Source organism: Salmonella sp. 741265050_HSA (assembly GCF_046569445.1).
GTDB lineage: Bacteria > Pseudomonadota > Gammaproteobacteria > Enterobacterales > Enterobacteriaceae > Salmonella > Salmonella enterica.
The window spans coordinates 1-18043 of sequence record NZ_JBKFSV010000014.1 but is presented as its reverse complement, the minus strand read 5'-3'; the positions used below and the strand labels follow the sequence as shown (position 1 = coordinate 18043).

Genomic DNA, 18043 nt, shown 5'->3' with positions numbered 1-18043 from the left:
CGGAAGAAGTGAAATAATCCCTAAGCATCATGCTGTATGCTTTGGGCGCAGGGGTCAATTATGCGCAAACACCCGCAGTCCTGGAAGGGACTACGGGCATAAGTGGCGAGATTAGGAGGAAATTTCGTGCGTTTTGCCATCCGGCGCACGATTATTAAGCACATCGTCCAGCTTTTGGTGATCTAACTCTTTCACCCATTTGGCAACCACCACCGTCGCCACGCCGTTACCCACCAGGTTAGTCAGCGCGCGCGCTTCGGACATAAAGCGGTCGATACCGAGGATTAACGCCAGTCCCGCAACCGGTAAATGGCCCACGGCGGAGATAGTGGCCGCCAGCACGATAAAGCCGCTTCCGGTCACGCCCGCGGCGCCTTTTGACGAGAGCAGCAGCACGACCAGCAGCGTTATCTGGTGGAAGATATCCATATGGCTGTTGGTCGCCTGGGCGATAAACACCGCCGCCATCGTCAGGTAGATAGAGGTGCCATCGAGGTTGAACGAATACCCCGTCGGGATCACCAGCCCTACCACCGACTTACGGCACCCCAGTTTTTCCATCTTATCGAGCATACGCGGCAACGCTGACTCGGAAGAGGAGGTGCCGAGCACAATGAGTAATTCTTCCCGGATATAGCGAATAAATTTAAAAATGCTAAAGCCCGTTACCCGTGCAATCGTCCCCAGCACCACCACCACGAAGAGAATACAGGTGATATAGAAGCAGATAATGAGCTGCCCCAGTTGCACCAGAGAACCGACGCCGTATTTACCGATGGTGAAGGCCATCGCGCCGAATGCGCCAATCGGCGCCAGGCGCATGATCATATTGATGATGCCGAAAATGACCTGCGAAAAACTCTCAATCACATTGAAAATGAGCTGGCCTTTGCTGCCCAAACGGTGCAGCGCAAAACCAAACAACACCGCAAACAGTAAGACCTGCAGAATGTTGCCGCTGGCAAACGCGCCGATCACGCTGCCCGGTATGACATCCATCAGGAAGGCAATAATGCCCTGCTCCTTGGCTTGTGCGGCATAAACGGCCACCGCCTGCGCATCCAGCGTTGCCGGATCGACGTTCATCCCGGCGCCAGGTTGCACAACGTTGACGATGATAAGACCGATAATCAGCGCAATCGTACTGACAATTTCAAAGTAAAGCAGCGCGACCGCGCCGGTACGGCCCACCGCCTTCATGCTTTCCATGCCTGCGATGCCCGTCACGACAGTACAGAAAATGACAGGAGCGATGATCATCTTAATGAGCTTAACGAACGCGTCGCCAAGCGGTTTCATTTGTGCGCCCAGTTCAGGATAGTAATGGCCAAGGAGAATACCAATGGCGATTGCTGTCAGGACCTGAAAATAAAGACTTTTGAACAGAGAGGTTTTCATAGGGTGTCCTTGAAGTAAAAACCACAGGTCTTGTAAGGTTATGAGTAACCTGCGGCCTTAAAATAACACCCACACAACATGACAGAAATGCGCCAGGATCATAATTGAAACAAAAATGTTAAAAAGTTTGAGCTGGCTCGCACAAGCGCGACCTTTTTTAACTTTTGTAATCAGGATTTTCGTGCGACAGATACCGTTCTTCAAAGATATCCGCGGGAACGGGCCGAGCAAACAGGAAGCCTTGCGCGACGTTGACTCCAGCCTGTTCCAGCCACGCGCGTTGCGCCTCGTTCTCCACGCCCTCGGCAATCAATTGTAAATTAAGACTGCGGGCCATCAGGATAATCGCCGTCACCATACTGTGATCATCCGGTAACCCATCGACAAACATTTTATCAATTTTAAGGATATCGACCGGTAGCGACTTCATATGCTGTAACTGGCGCAGCCCCGCGTAACCCATGCCAAAATCATCCAGTGCGATACGCACGCCAGCATTACGTAACGGACGTAAGATAGCGACGGCAGCGTGCGGATCGTCGATACGGCGGCTTTCAGTGACCTCAAGAATCAGCGTACCTGGTTGAATACGATAGCGGTTTAACAATTCCAGCAGCTCCGACACCATGCCAGGGTGCATGAGCTGTAACGCGGAAAGATTGACGGAGAGCGGCAATGTCACGCCGCGCTCCTGCCAGGCGGCAAGCTGGCGACAGGACTCTTCCAGCACCCAATGGCCCACCGTGACCATCAGGCCGCAGGATTCAATGCGCTCAATCAGCCCATCTGGTAATTCCCAGCTACCGTCCGGCTGTTGCATACGTAACAAGGCTTCGGCGCTTAATACGTTGCCGCTGCGCATCTCGACCTGCGGCTGCAGCCAAATGGCAAACTGATGGTTATCCAGCGCGGTAAGGATATCGCTCTCTTCGGTAAGGCGCTGTTGAGCGGCCTCCATCTGTGCCGGGTCAAAGAACTGGATCTGATTTTTACCTTTTCGGCGCGCGGTAAACGCGGCGGAGACGGCGCGACCATAGAGCTCTTCGGCGGTCAGATCGCCATAATACATCGCAATGCCAATACTGCAGCTTGGGCGCAGTTGAATACCCTGGATGGGCAGTCGTTCATTAATGATAGTGAGTATTTGCTGACCTAATGTGATGGCGTGCCACGGCTCTTTAACGCCGTGGGCGATAATGGCAAAGTCATACCCGCTGACCTGCGTAAGCACCATGCGCGGCGCCAGCACCGACTTCAGCTTCTCAACCAGCGTCAGTAATAGAATCTCCCGCTGCGTTTCTTGCAGCACGCCTGCCGTGTCACGCAACGTTTCGCACGTCACGATGATAAGCGCGGTGGTCTGTTGGCGGGCGATAACCTGTTCCAGCAATGCCATTAAAAAGGCTTTATTGGGCAGCTCGGAAACCGGAAAACGCATCGCGTTGTCCGTTTGCTCCTCGCGTTGACGCTGCATAAGCTGCTGGTTGAGGTTATAGCTGCGCACCAGCATTCCAATTTCATCATCCTGATGCAAACGCGGCAACGCCAGCTGATGTCCGATCAGCTCCTGCTGCGGAATGTCGTTCAGCTCGCGGGCGATTTTGCGCAGCGGATGCACAATCAGGCGGTTTACGCACCAGGCGATGGCCACCGTCAGGATCAGCGATAAAAGTAAGTAAATGGTCACTAACGTAGAGAGCGCGCTCATGACGAACTTGTACATACGGTACGAATCCGCCTGCAATACAAGGTAGGCCAGCGGTTGCGGATTGGCGGGACGCTCCAGCGAATAAACCGGTAAAGAAATTTGTACCGGCAGTTCGAAGAGACGCGTCACCATAACCGGGACGGGGCGTTCAGGAATGAAGCGCTTACGCAACGCCTGGAACTGATTCGGCAATACCACATCGGCGCGACTCACCACGCCCGCAGGTTTAATACTTTCCAGAATGGTTTCCGCGCCGGGGAGATCCGCTTTTAAAATCGCGGAAGAAAGAGGTTCCCGAACAGATCGCGCGATGCTTTCCAGTTGCGTAGCCGTGTTGTAGCGGTTCTGCTGTACCAGATGGAACAACAAAACGGTGCAAAAGACAAAAACAAACACCATGACAACGGCCGCAACCATTGCCATCTGTTTAATTGTTAACGAGCGGCTGACGCGCAAATTGACTCTCCCTGGATATCCCGGACTGCCGCCTGAGTATACCCGATTGCTGCGGCATTAAGAGAGGCTGTATCTGAAAAGGACTTTTCTGAATAACGGTTAATGATAGCGTCTGATGGCGCTGCGCTTCTCAGGCCTACGATGCCTGTCAATTCGTAGGCCTGACGCAATGATTACCAGTCAGCGTAAGGCACCAGAGGCTGCGGCGGTAAATCCATATCCCCCTGCCAGCCCGCCGCGGAATAACGGACATACAGCAGCAGATGACTGGGGGTATAGTCTTTCGCCTGCTGAATATCGACAGCCGTACCCACAAACCAGTTGGCAGTGACCCGGCGTTCAATGAGCGCCCGTGCGGTATAGCCAAATCCCTGGCTGCTACCGCCGCCGTTGGTCTGGTCACGCGCATCCTCCTGATAATCCGCCGGGATCAAATTCATCAGCGGATAACGCGGCATGGTACGGTTGCGGGAGTGCGACCAGGATACCGAGCCGCCTAGCTCCCACGACCAGTTTTCCGTACGCTGCCGCCACATCACCGGCACCGCAAACGACAGGTATTCCTGCGGGCTATAATAACCGCCCTGACCCAGTGAATAACCGCTCAAATCCTTGTCGTAATGCCAGATCATGTTATTCAGCCCGACGGTAACGCGGCGGTTATTCTCGTTAATCACCTTATAGTAATAACCGGTCATCCAGCGCACGCGCCAGTTATCTTCCACATTTTTACCGCTCAACTGGTCGCCGCTGAGCGACGCCCAGACACCGTTTGCTTCGCCTTTATCATAGCTGAGACTGACGCCGCCGCCGTTGGCCCGCACGCCGCCCCATTTGGTGCCGGTATTGCTGCTGGCGTCCTTTTGCCCGCCAAACGCCAGCAGCGAACTGGAGATCGGGCGACGATGCGCATTCAGGGTATAACCCAACGGCCCGATATCGTCGCTATAGCTGACGCCGCCGACCACATCAACGACATTAAAGCCCATCGGCGTCGTGCCGATATCCCAGCGCCAGGTCTCATTCTGCCAGCCGACCGCCACGCTCGCGCCCGTATCGGCCTGGCTACGATGTCCGCTGCATTTCTCCAGCGTACAGGTACCCCAGTTATTATCGTATTTTCCGTCCGCATCCGTAGAGAAACGGCCAACATCCATATTCACCATATCAGTACGAAAGAACGCCCGCCCGTCCGACCAGGGCGCATCCACCTGAAGCATCGTGGTATGCGCCTTCAGATCGGAGTAGCCGCCAGTCCCGCTCGACCCCCAATAATCGTGCGCCAACGTGACATTGAGATCCTGCTGACGGTACAACTCCGCCGCATCGCTACGCACGCCGCGTTTTAGCCAGTCATCTTTTTCATCATTGCGCGTCAGGCGGGTAAAGGTATCGTTATCCTGGGGACGAACCGGCGTAATCGCCGCGGCGACCATTGCGTCTTTGTAGGTCTCCAGCGCCCGCTGCGGCTCGCCCGTTTGCGCCTGAAAAGCGGCGGCGTCACGCAATACCATCGCGCTTTCCATTGATGGCGGCTGTGCTTTTGCCTGCGGCGTAATGCGGTTGAAGGTCCGCGCCGCCGCCGTGATATCGCCAAGCTGGAGCTGCGCCTGCGCGACGCGGCGCTGCATGTTAAGAGAGGTGATTTGCGACGCAGGCAGCGCCGCCAGTTGAGCGCGCGCCGCAGCGTTATCGCCCTGTGCGATGTCGATTTCCACCCGCCCCAGCATGGCATCGACATTACCCGGCTCCCGCGCCAGAACGGCGTCATAAGCGGCGCGGGCCGCCTCATTATCGCCACGCTGCTGCGCCCAGTCCGCCAACGTTAACTCAATGCGCGTAGAGGGAGGCTGCTGACGTAACAACGCTTCCGCTTCGCGTTCTTTGCCGCTATCGCGCAAGCGGTTAGCGCTTTCCAGCACCTGGTTACTTTGCAATCGGCCCGCCAGTTCCTGAATATTGCTGTTCCACTGGCTGGTCGGCAGGGTATTGAGATGCGCCAGCGCCGCCCGGTCCCGATCGCTGCCGGAAAGATAAAGCCCATAAGCATAGACCTGTTCCGGATCGTTTGGCTTCTGCTGCGCCAGAGAGCGCATTTGCGCATCGGCCTGGGCGTGCTGCCCGGCCTGCCACAGATCGCGTGACAGTCGGTACGTCACCCACACGCTCCCCGGATCTAATGCCAGCCGACGACGGTGCAGTTCTGCGGCCTGCGCCCATTTGCCCTCGCTTTCCAGCGTTTCCGCCTGCTGCGCCAGACGGTCATTTTCCAGACTGCGTTCGATATCGTCGATACTGCGCCGCTGGCTGGCGGAAAGAGAAGCGATAAACGCGGCGGCTTTTTGCGGCGACTGCTGGCGATAAAGATTCGCCAGCCCGCGTACAGCATTTGTATTACCGCTATCCATACGCAGCGTCTGCTGATAATAACGTTCGGCGGCGGCATTATCTTTGCGCGCCATCGCCACATCCCCCAGCCCCAGCACCGCGTAGCTGTCGGTGTTATCCACTGCTCGCGCCTGCTGATAGAAACGCTCCGCCTGGGCTAGATTATTCGCTTTTAAGGCCGCGTCGCCCTGCTGAATTAACAGCCAGTAGCGATTGACCTTCAGCAGACTCTCCCACTTATCGCGGCTGCTGCTGTGCGGCGCCATCGCCAGCGCCTTTTCAAACTGCGCGACGGCGCGGGCGCGATCGCCACGCTGTGAGTATGCCTGCCCCAGCGCGCCGACCGCCTCGCTGTCGTCCTGCCGGGCGCTCACCGCCTGCTGCAATTGCGCAATGGCCTTACCGCCTTCTCCGGCATTAACCGCCGCGATGCCCTGCGAGCGCGCGCGGAACGCCGGATCGGCTAACTGTTTTTGCTGCTCGCTAAGCTGGGCGCGGGCGGCAGACACGCTATCGCCTTCGCTAAACTGCGTCAGATAGTCTTGCAACGCTTTTACGCTGGCGTCGCTCACCGGGAGATCTTTTATCTGCTGGTACCAGATGGCGGAGGCCGCGCTGCGTCCCGTACTGGATTTCGCCATCTGTTTTAGCACCGCAAATCCCTCATCGCGCCGCCCGCTGGCGAACAACAGTTGCGCCAGCGCATTTTGCAGAGCGTTATTACCCGGACTGACGGCATTGATTTTCTGTAGCTGGTTAATCGCTTCGTGACGGCGGGCGGGCAATTTCGCCACGGTCGTCCAGTATTCGACCGCCAGTTCGCCCTCCGGCGGATAACCTTTAAACAGCTTGTCGTAGCTGGCGATCGCTTGTTCAGTATGGCCGGTCGTCGCCAGTAAACGCGCCTCCTGCAAAGACTGACGTCCTTGCGGCGTGGAGAGCAGCATCGCGGTGCGGGAAGATTGATACGCCGTCGACTCCGGCGCCAGTTGCGCCAGCCGGTCAAGTAGCTTCTGCGCCCCGTCGCTATCCCCCTGGCGCAACAGATAGCGGAAACGGGCGGCGATAACCTGTGGATCATTGGGGTCGATCAGCTCCAGGCGATAGAGCGACTGACGGACTAAGTCCTCACGGTGCGTGGCCTCGCCCAGCCGAACCTGCTCCAGCAACTGTTGCTGCGCGGAGGTCGCTGCGCCGGCAAGCGGTGTTAGCGCCATACCAAGCGATAAACCCAACAATGCCCGAGAAACGCCCCTTTTGCCAGGTAAGGCGTTTCGACCTCCAGCCGGCAAAAAAGCGTGCATGAGACTTAACGTGAACTTACGCATTCCTGGCCCCAGTCAGGTAATAATTCACCTTTGACGGTGAAGCGAAAACGGTGCTGATCCCAGCCTTGTCCAAAGAGAGTCAGCACATAGTTGTAATAGGCATCGCTGCCAGGAAAATGGTCTGCGACCCGCTGTCGCTGCACGGCCTGGGCGTCGCGATTTTGCAGGAAAGGCAGTAAGGCGGCGGAAAACCCGACCGGCCCCGTCCCTTGCGCGTTCCCGCTGACGACATCCACTTTCTCCGGTGGAACGCCGTTTTTCATCGTTAACGTCGCCATCGGTTTAAATCGCGCCAGTAAACGCGCTTTTTGCGGATCGCCATCATGCATCATTCCCGCCCATAAATAGACGCGAATCGCATCGTAGCTACTGATCAGCGTCTTTTCCGCTTTCAACTGCCAGCCTTGCTTGCTTTCATAACGCACCCAGTCCGGCGAGAAACCTTTCGGCGCGGTTTCCAGCAAAAGCCGCAAATTGGTTTCCCGTAACGTCGACCACGGCGCGCCAAAACGGCTAAAGTATTGCGCCAACTGCGGCGGCAGATAGCTTGGGTTAAAACGCCAGCTATTCGCCTCGGCAAAGCCGATTTTGCCAGGTAGCAGCATTGAGCCCAGCCCCGGCACATTCACGACCTCTTCGCGGGCGATGCGTTTTAGCAACGCCGTGCCCACCTCGGTATAACGCGTCTCTTTCCACAGACGACCGGCCTCCAGCAGCGACCATGCCATCCAGATATCGCCGTCGGACGCGGAATTGCTGTCCAGCACCGACCAGGTGTCGGGATCTTTTTGCCCCCACAGCCAGGCGGGCAGATGTTCACGCAGCGATCCCTGCGCCAGATTGTTTTGCGTCCAGTTAAACAGTTGCGCGAACGCCGGTCGATCGTTCGCCGCCAGGGCAAAGAACATGGCGTAGCTTTGCCCTTCGGAAGTGGTAATTTTTCGCGCATCGCCCGGATCGATAACGCGTCCCTGCTGGCTAATGTAATCTTTCTTGAACTGTTCCCACGCAGGCCAGCTACAGGCCGCCTGCGCATTTATTGCCGTCAGCATGACGATCATCGTTATCCATCCGCGCAGCATAGTCATCATGCGTTACTCATGGTCAGGGTCGAGACGACGGCGACTGAGAATACGTAGCAGACGCCACAATACCCACGCCAGTAATACCACACTGAGGGCCGCCAGTACCGCCAGCAGCACCGGGTGATTCGCCAGCGCATACCACAGCCGCTCAAACCACGGCAGATGTCCGACGTAATAGATATCGCCAACGCGCAGACTGTGAACGCCGGACTCGCGGATCACCGCCACGGAACCAAACATCGCGGCGCGTTTACCGCTGTCGTTCACAGCGTCGTTCAGTAGCTGGTAACCGCGCGGGCTGTCAGCCAGCAGAGCAATCACGCTGCGCTGATCATTAAACGGCGACTGGAAGCCCACCACCGCCGCCATCGGGCCGCTGGCGGTGACGGTGGACTGCGCATCCGCCGCGCGATCGGCCTCATCCGGCATAATCGACGGAAAAGCGGTCTGCCGCATCGGGGTTTTTACCCAGCTTTGTGTCGCCTGCACCAACAGATCGATACGCTTATCGTCTTTTAGCTTGCCCGGAATAGCGCCAATAATCAGCAGATCGGCGTCTTTGTCGGCTATCTGAGCGCTATCATCGGTGATTGTCAGATTAATTGCCGGGAAACCGGTCTGCCCGCCAATGGCGCCGACCGTATTCAGCAGCGTTTCCATTTGCGCTTCGGTTGGGGTCTTCGGCATCACCGCCAGCGTGTCAGACAGATCGGCCATCCGGCTGAACGGGAAACCCGCATTGGCGAACGCGCGTAAATCCGGCATCGCGATAAAGTGGTAATATTTCGAAAAATCGATAGTGGAGTCATCCCCTATCACCACATGATTCGGTACCGGCTGGAAGGTAATACAGTTGTCCACCGACCCGCCCGGCATCGGGTTCATGTAGCGGAAGTCAAAACGTAGTTGGTTCATCGCCCCCAGTTTGAGCGCCGGAATAGACACATCCGTTTTACCATCCAGCAGTCCCTGAAGTACCGGCAGGCGCAACAGGAGTCGATTAGTTTCCTGCGTGCTGTTAAGGCTAAAGGCTTGCAGGAACTGGTTATTCAGACTGATATCCAGCCGTGAACTGTCTTTGGTCGGCGGCGAGGTATAACGGTAGTTGAGATCCATATCAATACCGTTGCTACGCAGCAAATAGAGGTCCGGCGGCAGATTCAAAGAAACGTTGATGGGCGCCGGCTCCAGCCCACTCGACTGGAGCTGCTCTTCATAGGTTTTCAGCTCGCCAAAAGTGACCGGGCGATCGGTACGCACCCAGTTCGGCGCATCATACGGTTTGCGCGCCAGCAGCGGTTTTACATCGTTGACCACCACGCTGGAACCACGGAAGAGAATATTCCCTTGCGCGATACCTTTTGCCGCCTGCAACAGATCTTTATCATCTCGACCAAACACAACCAGCAACTTCACATACGGATTATCCGGATGGCTCATCATCTCGATAACCGGCGCGTTAACCGCAGGATGATCGCGCAGGAAATCGGGGCGTCGATCGTTGGTGGCGAACACGATCGCATTGCGATCCGGCAGGTGATTATACAACACCGGGAAACGCTGACCGCGCCAGCCCGCCCGCGATCCAAACCAGGACGCGACAATAGAAGCCGCCTGCTGCTGCGCCAGATCCGGCATGTCAGCAAACACTATCGGCAACGTCACCGGACGGTTATCCCGCGGATCAAAAAACGGCACCGGGAAGTGGGACAGATCGTTATTCACCGCCAGCATGTTATAGGTCAGATCCAGGGCGCTATTTCGCCCGATGTCTAACCACAGAGTACTGCTGGCCGGGTTTTCACACACGTCGCGATAGTGGCCGACAAACTCCAGCCGCACCCGGTTAAAATCGGTGATAAATAGCGGATTGATAGGTACCTGCGCCAGCGTCTTTTTCCCCAACTGCTCTTTTGTCACCGGCAGTACGCCCATCAGTTCGTCATTGAGATAAACCTTGAGCTGCGACTGAACCGGCAGGAGCGACGGCGAGGGCGTATATTCCAGATTCAGCACCGCTTTCGACGCCACTTCATCGCTGCGCATACCAAATTCAATGCCGCCGTTAGGGTTAACGCCACGCAGCGCCATACTGCCCGGCGGCGGCGCGATTTGCGCAAAGGTCAGCTTGACCTCGCGCGAAGGCGCGGTCTGCGCCACGACGGGCGCCTCAGTTGCGGGCGACGGCGCAGGCTCGATGGGTTCAGCATTTATCAATGGCGGCATCGCAGGCGCCGCCGCCGTCATGAAAGCAGGAAACGCGCTTAATCCTATTACCGCCGCACACATCCAGGACAATTTTCTTTTCATCGCATTATCATCATTGTTGAGCCTGAGCCATAACCCGATCCGACGGCTGTATCGCCGCTTGCCGCTCCGGGCGACGCGGAATAAACGATACAATCCAGGCAATTAACGCCGTCAACGATCGGAAAATTACTTTTACTGAAGGCGGCGCGAACTCCGCGAGGTGGCGATATCCGCGGAAGCCCAGCTTCAGAATATCCAGCAAGCTTTCCAGCGGTTTATCTTCCGGGAAGCTATCTTGCCAAAGCGCCCACGTATCGGCGCGCGCGAAGGTACACTGCACAAAATCAATATGTTGTTTGGTGGTGAGCGGCATCAGTTGTAGTCCGACCTCATTGCCCGTTACGCGCACCACCTGCGTTGGAAAGACATATTCCTGCTGCCCGCGTTTAAGCAACAGATTCACTTTCTGCCCTTCCAGCACCTGCGCCTGACCGTTGATCTTGATGCCTAACCCGCCGTCGGAGAAGTCATGTACGGTACAGGAGAACAAATGTCCATCTTCGCGGGCGATGGCCCCCGGCATGGCAATCTCGACCCGATGCGCGCGCCTGACCTGTTTACTCTCTACCGAAACCGCAACCGCGCCGCCGAGAATGACCAGGTTGTAGAAGACCCACACCAGGCTAACGATGACGGTCAGCGTTTCATTTTCCGGCCCGTAATAGTATCGCCATACGCCCGCCGCCACGCCGAGCAGGTTAAGCAAGACAAGGAAGATATACGGACGCGAGATTACCCAGTCGACGTACTTCTCTTCCACCAGCCCGCCTTTCGCCGTGACGTTAAATTTCCCTTTGTGCGGATTGATCAACGCGACCAGAGTCGGCGGTGCGATATACCATGCCAGTACCGTTTCATAGATTTCACTCCAGAAAGAGTGACGATACTTGCCCTGAATCTTCGAGTTAGTCAGGCTGGCGTGGACCATGTGCGGTATCACAAATAGCGCAATCATCAACGCAGGCGCATAAATGATATAGGCGTGCAGCAGCAGAAAAGCCAGCGGCGCGGTCAGAAAGATCAGGCGCGGAATGCCGGACAAGAAATGGAACATCGCGTTGAGGTAGCACAGCCGCTGCGCCAGTTTTAAGCCTTTACCAAACAGAGGGTTATCGAGGCGGAAAATTTGCACCATGCCCCGCGCCCAACGAATACGCTGCCCGATATGCGCCGACAGGCTTTCCGTCGCCAGCCCCGCCGCCTGCGGAATGCGCATATACGCTGAGGTATAACCTCGCCGGTGCAGCCGGAGCGAAGTATGCGCATCTTCCGTCACCGTCTCAACGGCGATACCGCCAATCTCATCCAGCGGCTTACGGCGAATCACCGCGCACGATCCGCAAAAGAAAGTGGCGTCCCACATATCGTTACCGTCCTGTACCAGTCCGTAAAACAGCGTGCCTTCGTTAGGCGTTTTACGAAAACGTCCCAGGTTGCGCTCAAACGGGTCCGGGGAGAAGAAATGATGCGGCGTCTGCATCATCGCCAGCTGTTTTTCTTTCAGGAACCAGCCCATTGTCATTTGCAGAAACGAGCGCGTCGGCACATGGTCGCAATCGAAGATCGCCACAAACTCGCCTTTCGCGTGTTTTAGCGCATTGTTGATGTTGCCGGCTTTGGCATGTTCGTGCGTGGCGCGGGCAATGTAATGCACGCCAACATGTCGGGCAAACTGACGAAATGATTCGCGCCCGCCGTCATCAAGGATCCAGATATTCAGCTTGTCCTTCGGCCAGTCAATGCCAAGCGAAGCGTAAATGGTATTTTTGACCACATTAAGGTCTTCGTTATAGGTCGGTACAAAAATATCCACCGTCGGCCACTGCGACATCTCTTTCGGCAACGGCACCGGTTGACGATTTAACGGCCACACCACCTGGAAGTACCCCAGCACCAGCACAATCCAGGCGTAGGTTTCCGCAAACAGCAGAATCAGCCCGCACACCAGACTGACCGGGTCGTCCCAATTTAGCGTCGAGGTATAGCGCCACCAGATATAACGACAGGAGACCGTTAGCGACAGCACGATGAGCATCAGCGCGGAAAAGCGTCCCGGCATACGTCGTACCAACAGCGCAACGCCCCACAGCAACAGCAGAAAGATAAATTGCGATAGCGGGTTAAATGGCTGCGTAATACAGATCAGCGCCAGTATCAGTGAAAAGGTCACGATAACGCCCAGAATAAAACGCCGGGCGCCGTTGCTAAGATGTCCCAGCTCTTTTTCCTTTTCCAAGTGCGTTGTCTTTTGGCGCACCCGTTCCGGTAAGGTATCCATCCATTGATGGTAACGTCCACGAACGTCCTTCAGGCGCGCAAATGACCGCCAGCGCGGTTCATGACGTTCTTTAGCCGACGAGATCATCACCAGCCAGAGGGTCTGAATGAGGTAGCGGGCCGGGTCCAGCGGGCGCGGGCGGGCGGCGTTAATATGCGGATAAAGCGCTTTATGCCCGTCGCGAATACGCTGCCAGCGCGGATGCTCAAGCGGAAACACTATCCACGCCAGAATCGTCCACAGGCAGCCGAGCGCTGCGCTAAACGGCGACGCGCCGTGGCGGCGGTAACCCTGATAGCGCTCGCTCAAACGCGCGCTAACCGGCGGGATAAGCAGCCACCGGGAAAGGGCGCTCATCGCAGGCTCCCGGCGGACGTTTTGTCGCCCGCATCATGCAGCAGGCACCAGTTCGCCAGCGTTAACACCTCTTCGGCGGCTAACGAATCGCTGCGATATTCGCCTAACGGCTGTTTCGACGCCATGCACTCCGCCATCGCCTCATCGCGATGGATCACAATGGGCAGCAACCGGCGCTGGCTTTGCAGCCAGACCTGGTACAGATCGTCCTGTAACTGACTGCCAATGCGTAAGTCATTGATCAGAATATGCGCTCCGGCAGGCAACGCCTGCTGATGAAGGCGAATATGGCAGTTAGCGTCAACCCGGGCTACCGCCAGCGTATGGTCGCAGAGGCTCACCAGTTGCCGTGTCAGCGGTGACGCGCCGTAGGGCAAGTCCAGTAAAATCCAGCTATAACGTCCGCTCGCTTTCAGCGCCTGGATAGCCGATCCGATCTCTCCCAGAGTCTCCTGCCAGGCCTGCGGATTTTCCCGCTCTTGCGCGGTGAGCTGTCCAAACGGCAGTAGATCAAGCTGTGAGGTATAACGTAATCCGGCATCGCGCCAGTCCTGGCCGTCCAGCAACGATCGCGCCCAGCCGCCCTGATGGACAAAGTCGACGTTAAACGACATGCGCAGCAGGTTATCGGGGCTGGCGTCAATCACCAGGACATTTTCCCCTAAGATTTGTAACGCCCAGGCGAGTGCTGCGGTGAGAGATGTGGTTCCCACCCCGCCGCGCACGCCCTGCAGTCCCAGAATCGCCATTCATGGCTTCCTTAATGAATGTGGTTGCGCAAATTCAGCCAGGAGTGGCCATCTTTTAATCGCCGCCGCCAACTGTTCGCGTTGGGAAATATCGGTATAATCTATTTCGGGTAGTGAAAACGCCTGGCTTAATGCCAGAAAATCATTTTGAAAAGTGTAGCCCAACGTTGGATCGGACTGAGCGCCAGGTTCATTGTTATACATTCTGGTTGCTCCTTTTTAAATATTTCTCACTGGCAGCATTACGCCCCGTCGTCAATACGGGAGAACGCGCATTTTTCATCTTTCCGTGACATCATTTATAATGTGTAAAAATGCAAAGCGCAGAGTTACAGGGCATCCTGCCGGACAAATTGATTCACATGCTAAATCTGATGCGTTTTAATTTCAATGTTAGGTTTATTTCTGTGCTTTCGCTAGTAAACTGATAAACAGTTAAAATAGTGACATGAGGGACACTGTGGACCCCGTATTTTCTCTCGGCATCTCATCATTATGGGATGAACTGCGCCATATGCCAACCGGCGGCGTCTGGTGGGTTAACGCCGATCGCCAGCAAGATGCCATCAGCCTGGTGAATCAAACGATTGCGTCACAAACGGAGAATGCAAATGTCGCCGTCATCGGCATGGAAGGCGATCCTGGCAAAGTAATCAAATTAGATGAATCTCACGGTCCGGAGAAAATCCGCTTATTTACCATGCCGGATTCAGAAAAAGGGCTATACTCTTTGCCCCACGATTTGCTTTGTTCTGTTAACCCGACGCATTACTTTTTCATTCTTATTTGTGCAAATAACACGTGGCGGAATATAACGTCAGAAAGCCTGCATAAATGGCTGGAAAAAATGAATAAATGGACTCGTTTTCATCACTGTTCATTGTTGGTTATTAACCCTTGTAATAATAGCGATAAACAGTCCTCGTTGTTGATGGGCGAGTATCGCTCACTTTTCGGCCTCGCCAGTTTACGTTTTCAGGGCGACCAACATTTGTTCGATATTGCCTTCTGGTGTAACGAAAAAGGCGTCAGCGCCCGACAGCAGTTATTGCTGTGTCAGCAGGACGAACGCTGGACGCTATCCCATCAGGAGGAGACGGCAATTCAGCCGCGTAGCGACGAAAAACGCATTCTTAGCCACGTCGCCGTCCTTGAAGGCGCGCCGCCGCTCTCGGAACACTGGACGCTTTTCGACAATAACGAAGCGCTATTCAACGACGCGCGCACGGCGCAGGCCGCGACAATTATTTTTTCGCTTACACAGAACAACCAAATCGAGCCGCTTGCTCGTCGCATTCATACTTTGCGGCGCCAGCGGGGAAGCGCGCTGAAAATTGTCGTGCGCGAAAATATCGCCAGTTTGCGCGCCACCGATGAGCGCCTGCTGCTGGGCTGCGGCGCGAATATGATCATTCCCTGGAACGCCCCGCTTTCACGCTGCCTGACGCTTATTGAAAGCGTGCAGGGACAGCAGTTCAGCCGTTACGTACCGGAAGACATCACCACGCTACTGTCAATGACGCAGCCGTTGAAACTGCGCGGTTTTCAGCCGTGGGATATCTTCTGCGATGCCATCCATACGATGATGAGCAACACCCTGCTCCCCGCCGACGGGAAAGGCGTTCTGGTCGCGCTGCGCCCGGTGCCGGGCATTCGGGTTGAGCAGGCGTTAACATTATGTCGGCCAAACCGAACCGGCGATATTATGACCATCGGCGGCAACCGCCTGGTGCTGTTTTTATCATTCTGCCGGGTCAACGATCTGGATACCGCGTTAAACCATATTTTCCCTTTGCCGACGGGCGATATTTTCTCTAATCGTATGGTCTGGTTCGAAGATAAACAAATCAGCGCCGAGCTGGTGCAGATGCGCTTATTGTCGCCGGAACTGTGGGGAACGCCGCTACCGCTGGCAAAACGCGCCGACCCGGTAATAAATGCCGAACACGATGGCCGCATCTGGCGTCGTATTCCTGAACCCCTGCGATTGCTCGACGACACCGCGGAGCGTGCATCATGATGACCATCAGCGATATCGTGCAAATTATTCTTTTTTGCGCGCTGATTTTCTTTCCGCTGGGGTATCTGGCGCGTCATTCGCTACGCCGTATCAGTGATACGACCCGGCTGCTATTTGCCAAACCTCGTTATGTAAAACCAGCCGGAACTCTGCGCCGCGCTACGAAAGTCAAGGCAGACAAAAAATGACTCAGCATACTCAAACTCCTTCAATGCCTTCTCCGCTCTGGCAATACTGGCGCGGTCTTTCCGGCTGGAACTTCTATTTTCTGGTCAAGTTTGGCCTGCTGTGGGCAGGCTATCTGAATTTTCATCCTTTACTGAATCTGGTATTCATGGCGTTTCTGCTCATGCCAATACCAAAATATCGCCTTCACCGGTTGCGCCACTGGATTGCCATTCCCGTCGGCTTCGCGCTGTTCTGGCACGATACCTGGCTGCCCGGCCCGCAAAGCATTATGAGCCAGGGGACGCAGGTGGCGGAATTCAGCTCCGGTTATCTGCTCGATCTGATCGCCCGTTTTATTAACTGGCAAATGATCGGCGCCATCTTCGTACTGCTGGTTGCCTGGCTATTTTTATCACAGTGGATTCGGGTCACGGTGTTTGTGGTCGCCATCATGGTATGGCTGAATGTCCTGACATTAACCGGCCCGGTTTTTACGCTGTGGCCGGCAGGTCAGCCAACCGATACGGTGACGACGACTGGCGGTAATGCAGCCGCTACCGTCGCGACAGCGGGCGATAAGCCGGTCATCGGCGATATGCCTGCGCAAACCGCGCCGCCGACGACCGCGAATCTGAACGCCTGGTTGAACACCTTCTATGCCGCGGAAGAAAAGCGGAAAACGACGTTCCCGGCACAACTTCCGCCTGATGCGCAGCCGTTCGACCTATTGGTCATCAATATTTGTTCGCTCTCCTGGTCGGATGTCGAAGCGGCAGGCTTGATGTCACATCCGCTATGGTCGCACTTTGACATTTTGTTTAAACACTTTAATTCCGGTACGTCTTACAGCGGCCCGGCGGCCATTCGTCTGCTGCGCGCCAGCTGTGGTCAACCATCGCATACCCGACTTTATCAACCAGCCGATAACGAATGTTATCTGTTTGATAATCTTGCGAAGCTGGGCTTTACTCAGCATCTGATGATGGATCATAACGGTGAATTTGGCGGCTTCCTGAAAGAAGTTCGCGAAAACGGCGGTATGCAGAGCGAACTGATGAACCAGTCCGGCCTGCCAACCGCCCTGCTGTCATTCGACGGCTCGCCGGTATATGACGATCTGGCGGTCCTGAACCGCTGGTTGACAGGGGAAGAACGTGAAGCCAATTCCCGCTCCGCGACTTTCTTTAACTTGCTGCCGCTGCACGATGGCAACCATTTTCCCGGCGTCAGCAAAACGGCGGATTATAAAATCCGCGCGCAGAAACTGTTCGATGAACTGGACGCTTTCTTTACCGAACTGGAGAAATCCGGGCGTAAGGTGATGGTGGTGGTCGTACCGGAGCACGGCGGCGCGCTGAAGGGCGACAGAATGCAGATCTCAGGCCTGCGCGATATTCCCAGCCCCTCCATCACCAACGTCCCGGCGGGCGTGAAATTTTTTGGCATGAAAGCCCCGCATGAGGGCGCGCCGATTGATATTAATCAGCCGAGCAGCTACCTGGCGATTTCCGAACTGGTCGTACGCGCCGTGGACGGTAAGCTCTTTACCGAAGACAGTGTGAACTGGAACAAGCTGACCAGCAATCTGCCGCAAACCGCGCCGGTTTCAGAAAACGCTAATGCGGTGGTGATTCAGTATCAGGGTAAGCCCTACGTTCGTCTGAATGGCGGCGACTGGGTGCCTTACCCGCAGTAAACCGAATAAATATCCTCCGGCATAGCCGGAGGTTTTTCAGATGCGCCTGTAAGGCTCTCTTACCAGCCGCGCCCTAACAGGCGCATACGATCTGACATTTGC

Annotated in this window: 11 protein-coding genes; 3 read left to right on the top strand and 8 right to left on the bottom strand. The window is 55.8% G+C overall.

The features are described from left to right. Window positions 1–111: 111 nt before the first annotated feature. The 8 genes from dctA to bcsR form a co-directional block, all read right to left on the bottom strand. Complete coding sequence (gene dctA / locus ACLD4F_RS18250; RefSeq protein WP_000858228.1) at window positions 112–1398, bottom strand: C4-dicarboxylate transporter DctC; 1287 nt, start codon at window positions 1396–1398, stop codon at window positions 112–114. A gap of 157 nt (window positions 1399–1555) precedes the next feature. Further along, entirely contained in the window at window positions 1556–3562 is a 2007-nt protein-coding gene (gene hmsP / locus ACLD4F_RS18245; protein WP_001266348.1) for a biofilm formation regulator HmsP, read from the bottom strand. A 173-nt stretch (window positions 3563–3735) separates the two neighbouring features. Beyond that, window positions 3736–7278, bottom strand: a complete 3543-nt coding sequence (gene bcsC, locus ACLD4F_RS18240) for a cellulose synthase complex outer membrane protein BcsC (protein ID WP_031567364.1) — start codon at window positions 7276–7278, stop codon at window positions 3736–3738. Beyond that, a complete protein-coding gene (gene bcsZ / locus ACLD4F_RS18235; RefSeq protein WP_000988802.1) occupies window positions 7260–8369 on the bottom strand; it encodes a cellulose synthase complex periplasmic endoglucanase BcsZ in 1110 nt (369 codons plus the stop codon). The genes bcsC and bcsZ overlap by 19 nt, the downstream gene beginning before the upstream one ends. A gap of 3 nt (window positions 8370–8372) precedes the next feature. Beyond that, entirely contained in the window at window positions 8373–10673 is a 2301-nt protein-coding gene (bcsB, locus tag ACLD4F_RS18230) for a cellulose biosynthesis cyclic di-GMP-binding regulatory protein BcsB (RefSeq protein WP_079944541.1), read from the bottom strand. A 10-nt stretch (window positions 10674–10683) separates the two neighbouring features. Then, the gene (bcsA, locus tag ACLD4F_RS18225) at window positions 10684–13308 is read right to left on the bottom strand and encodes a UDP-forming cellulose synthase catalytic subunit (RefSeq protein WP_001728751.1); all 2625 of its coding nucleotides are present in this window, start codon (window positions 13306–13308) and stop codon (window positions 10684–10686) included. Then, window positions 13305–14057: a cellulose biosynthesis protein BcsQ gene (bcsQ, locus tag ACLD4F_RS18220; RefSeq protein ID WP_000996123.1), complete on the bottom strand. Its 753-nt coding sequence runs from the start codon at window positions 14055–14057 to the stop codon at window positions 13305–13307. Before bcsQ ends, bcsA begins: the two co-directional genes overlap by 4 nt. Next, window positions 14058–14261, bottom strand: a complete 204-nt coding sequence (gene bcsR, locus ACLD4F_RS18215; RefSeq protein ID WP_000282616.1) for a cellulose biosynthesis protein BcsR — start codon at window positions 14259–14261, stop codon at window positions 14058–14060. A 244-nt stretch (window positions 14262–14505) separates the two neighbouring features. On the opposite strand from bcsR, the gene bcsE reads away from it, so the two are divergent. The 3 genes from bcsE to bcsG are packed head-to-tail and all read left to right on the top strand — an operon-like array spanning window position 14506 to window position 17941. Further along, on the top strand, window positions 14506–16077 hold the full coding sequence (bcsE, locus tag ACLD4F_RS18210; RefSeq protein WP_001205767.1) for a cellulose biosynthesis c-di-GMP-binding protein BcsE: 1572 nt from the start codon (window positions 14506–14508) through the stop codon (window positions 16075–16077). Continuing rightward, entirely contained in the window at window positions 16074–16265 is a 192-nt protein-coding gene (gene bcsF, locus ACLD4F_RS18205) for a cellulose biosynthesis protein BcsF (protein ID WP_000988321.1), read from the top strand. Before bcsE ends, bcsF begins: the two co-directional genes overlap by 4 nt. Next, window positions 16262–17941, top strand: coding sequence for a cellulose biosynthesis protein BcsG (bcsG, locus tag ACLD4F_RS18200; RefSeq protein WP_000192022.1), 1680 nt, complete (start codon window positions 16262–16264; stop codon window positions 17939–17941). Before bcsF ends, bcsG begins: the two co-directional genes overlap by 4 nt. The last annotated feature ends 102 nt before the right edge of the window (window positions 17942–18043 follow it).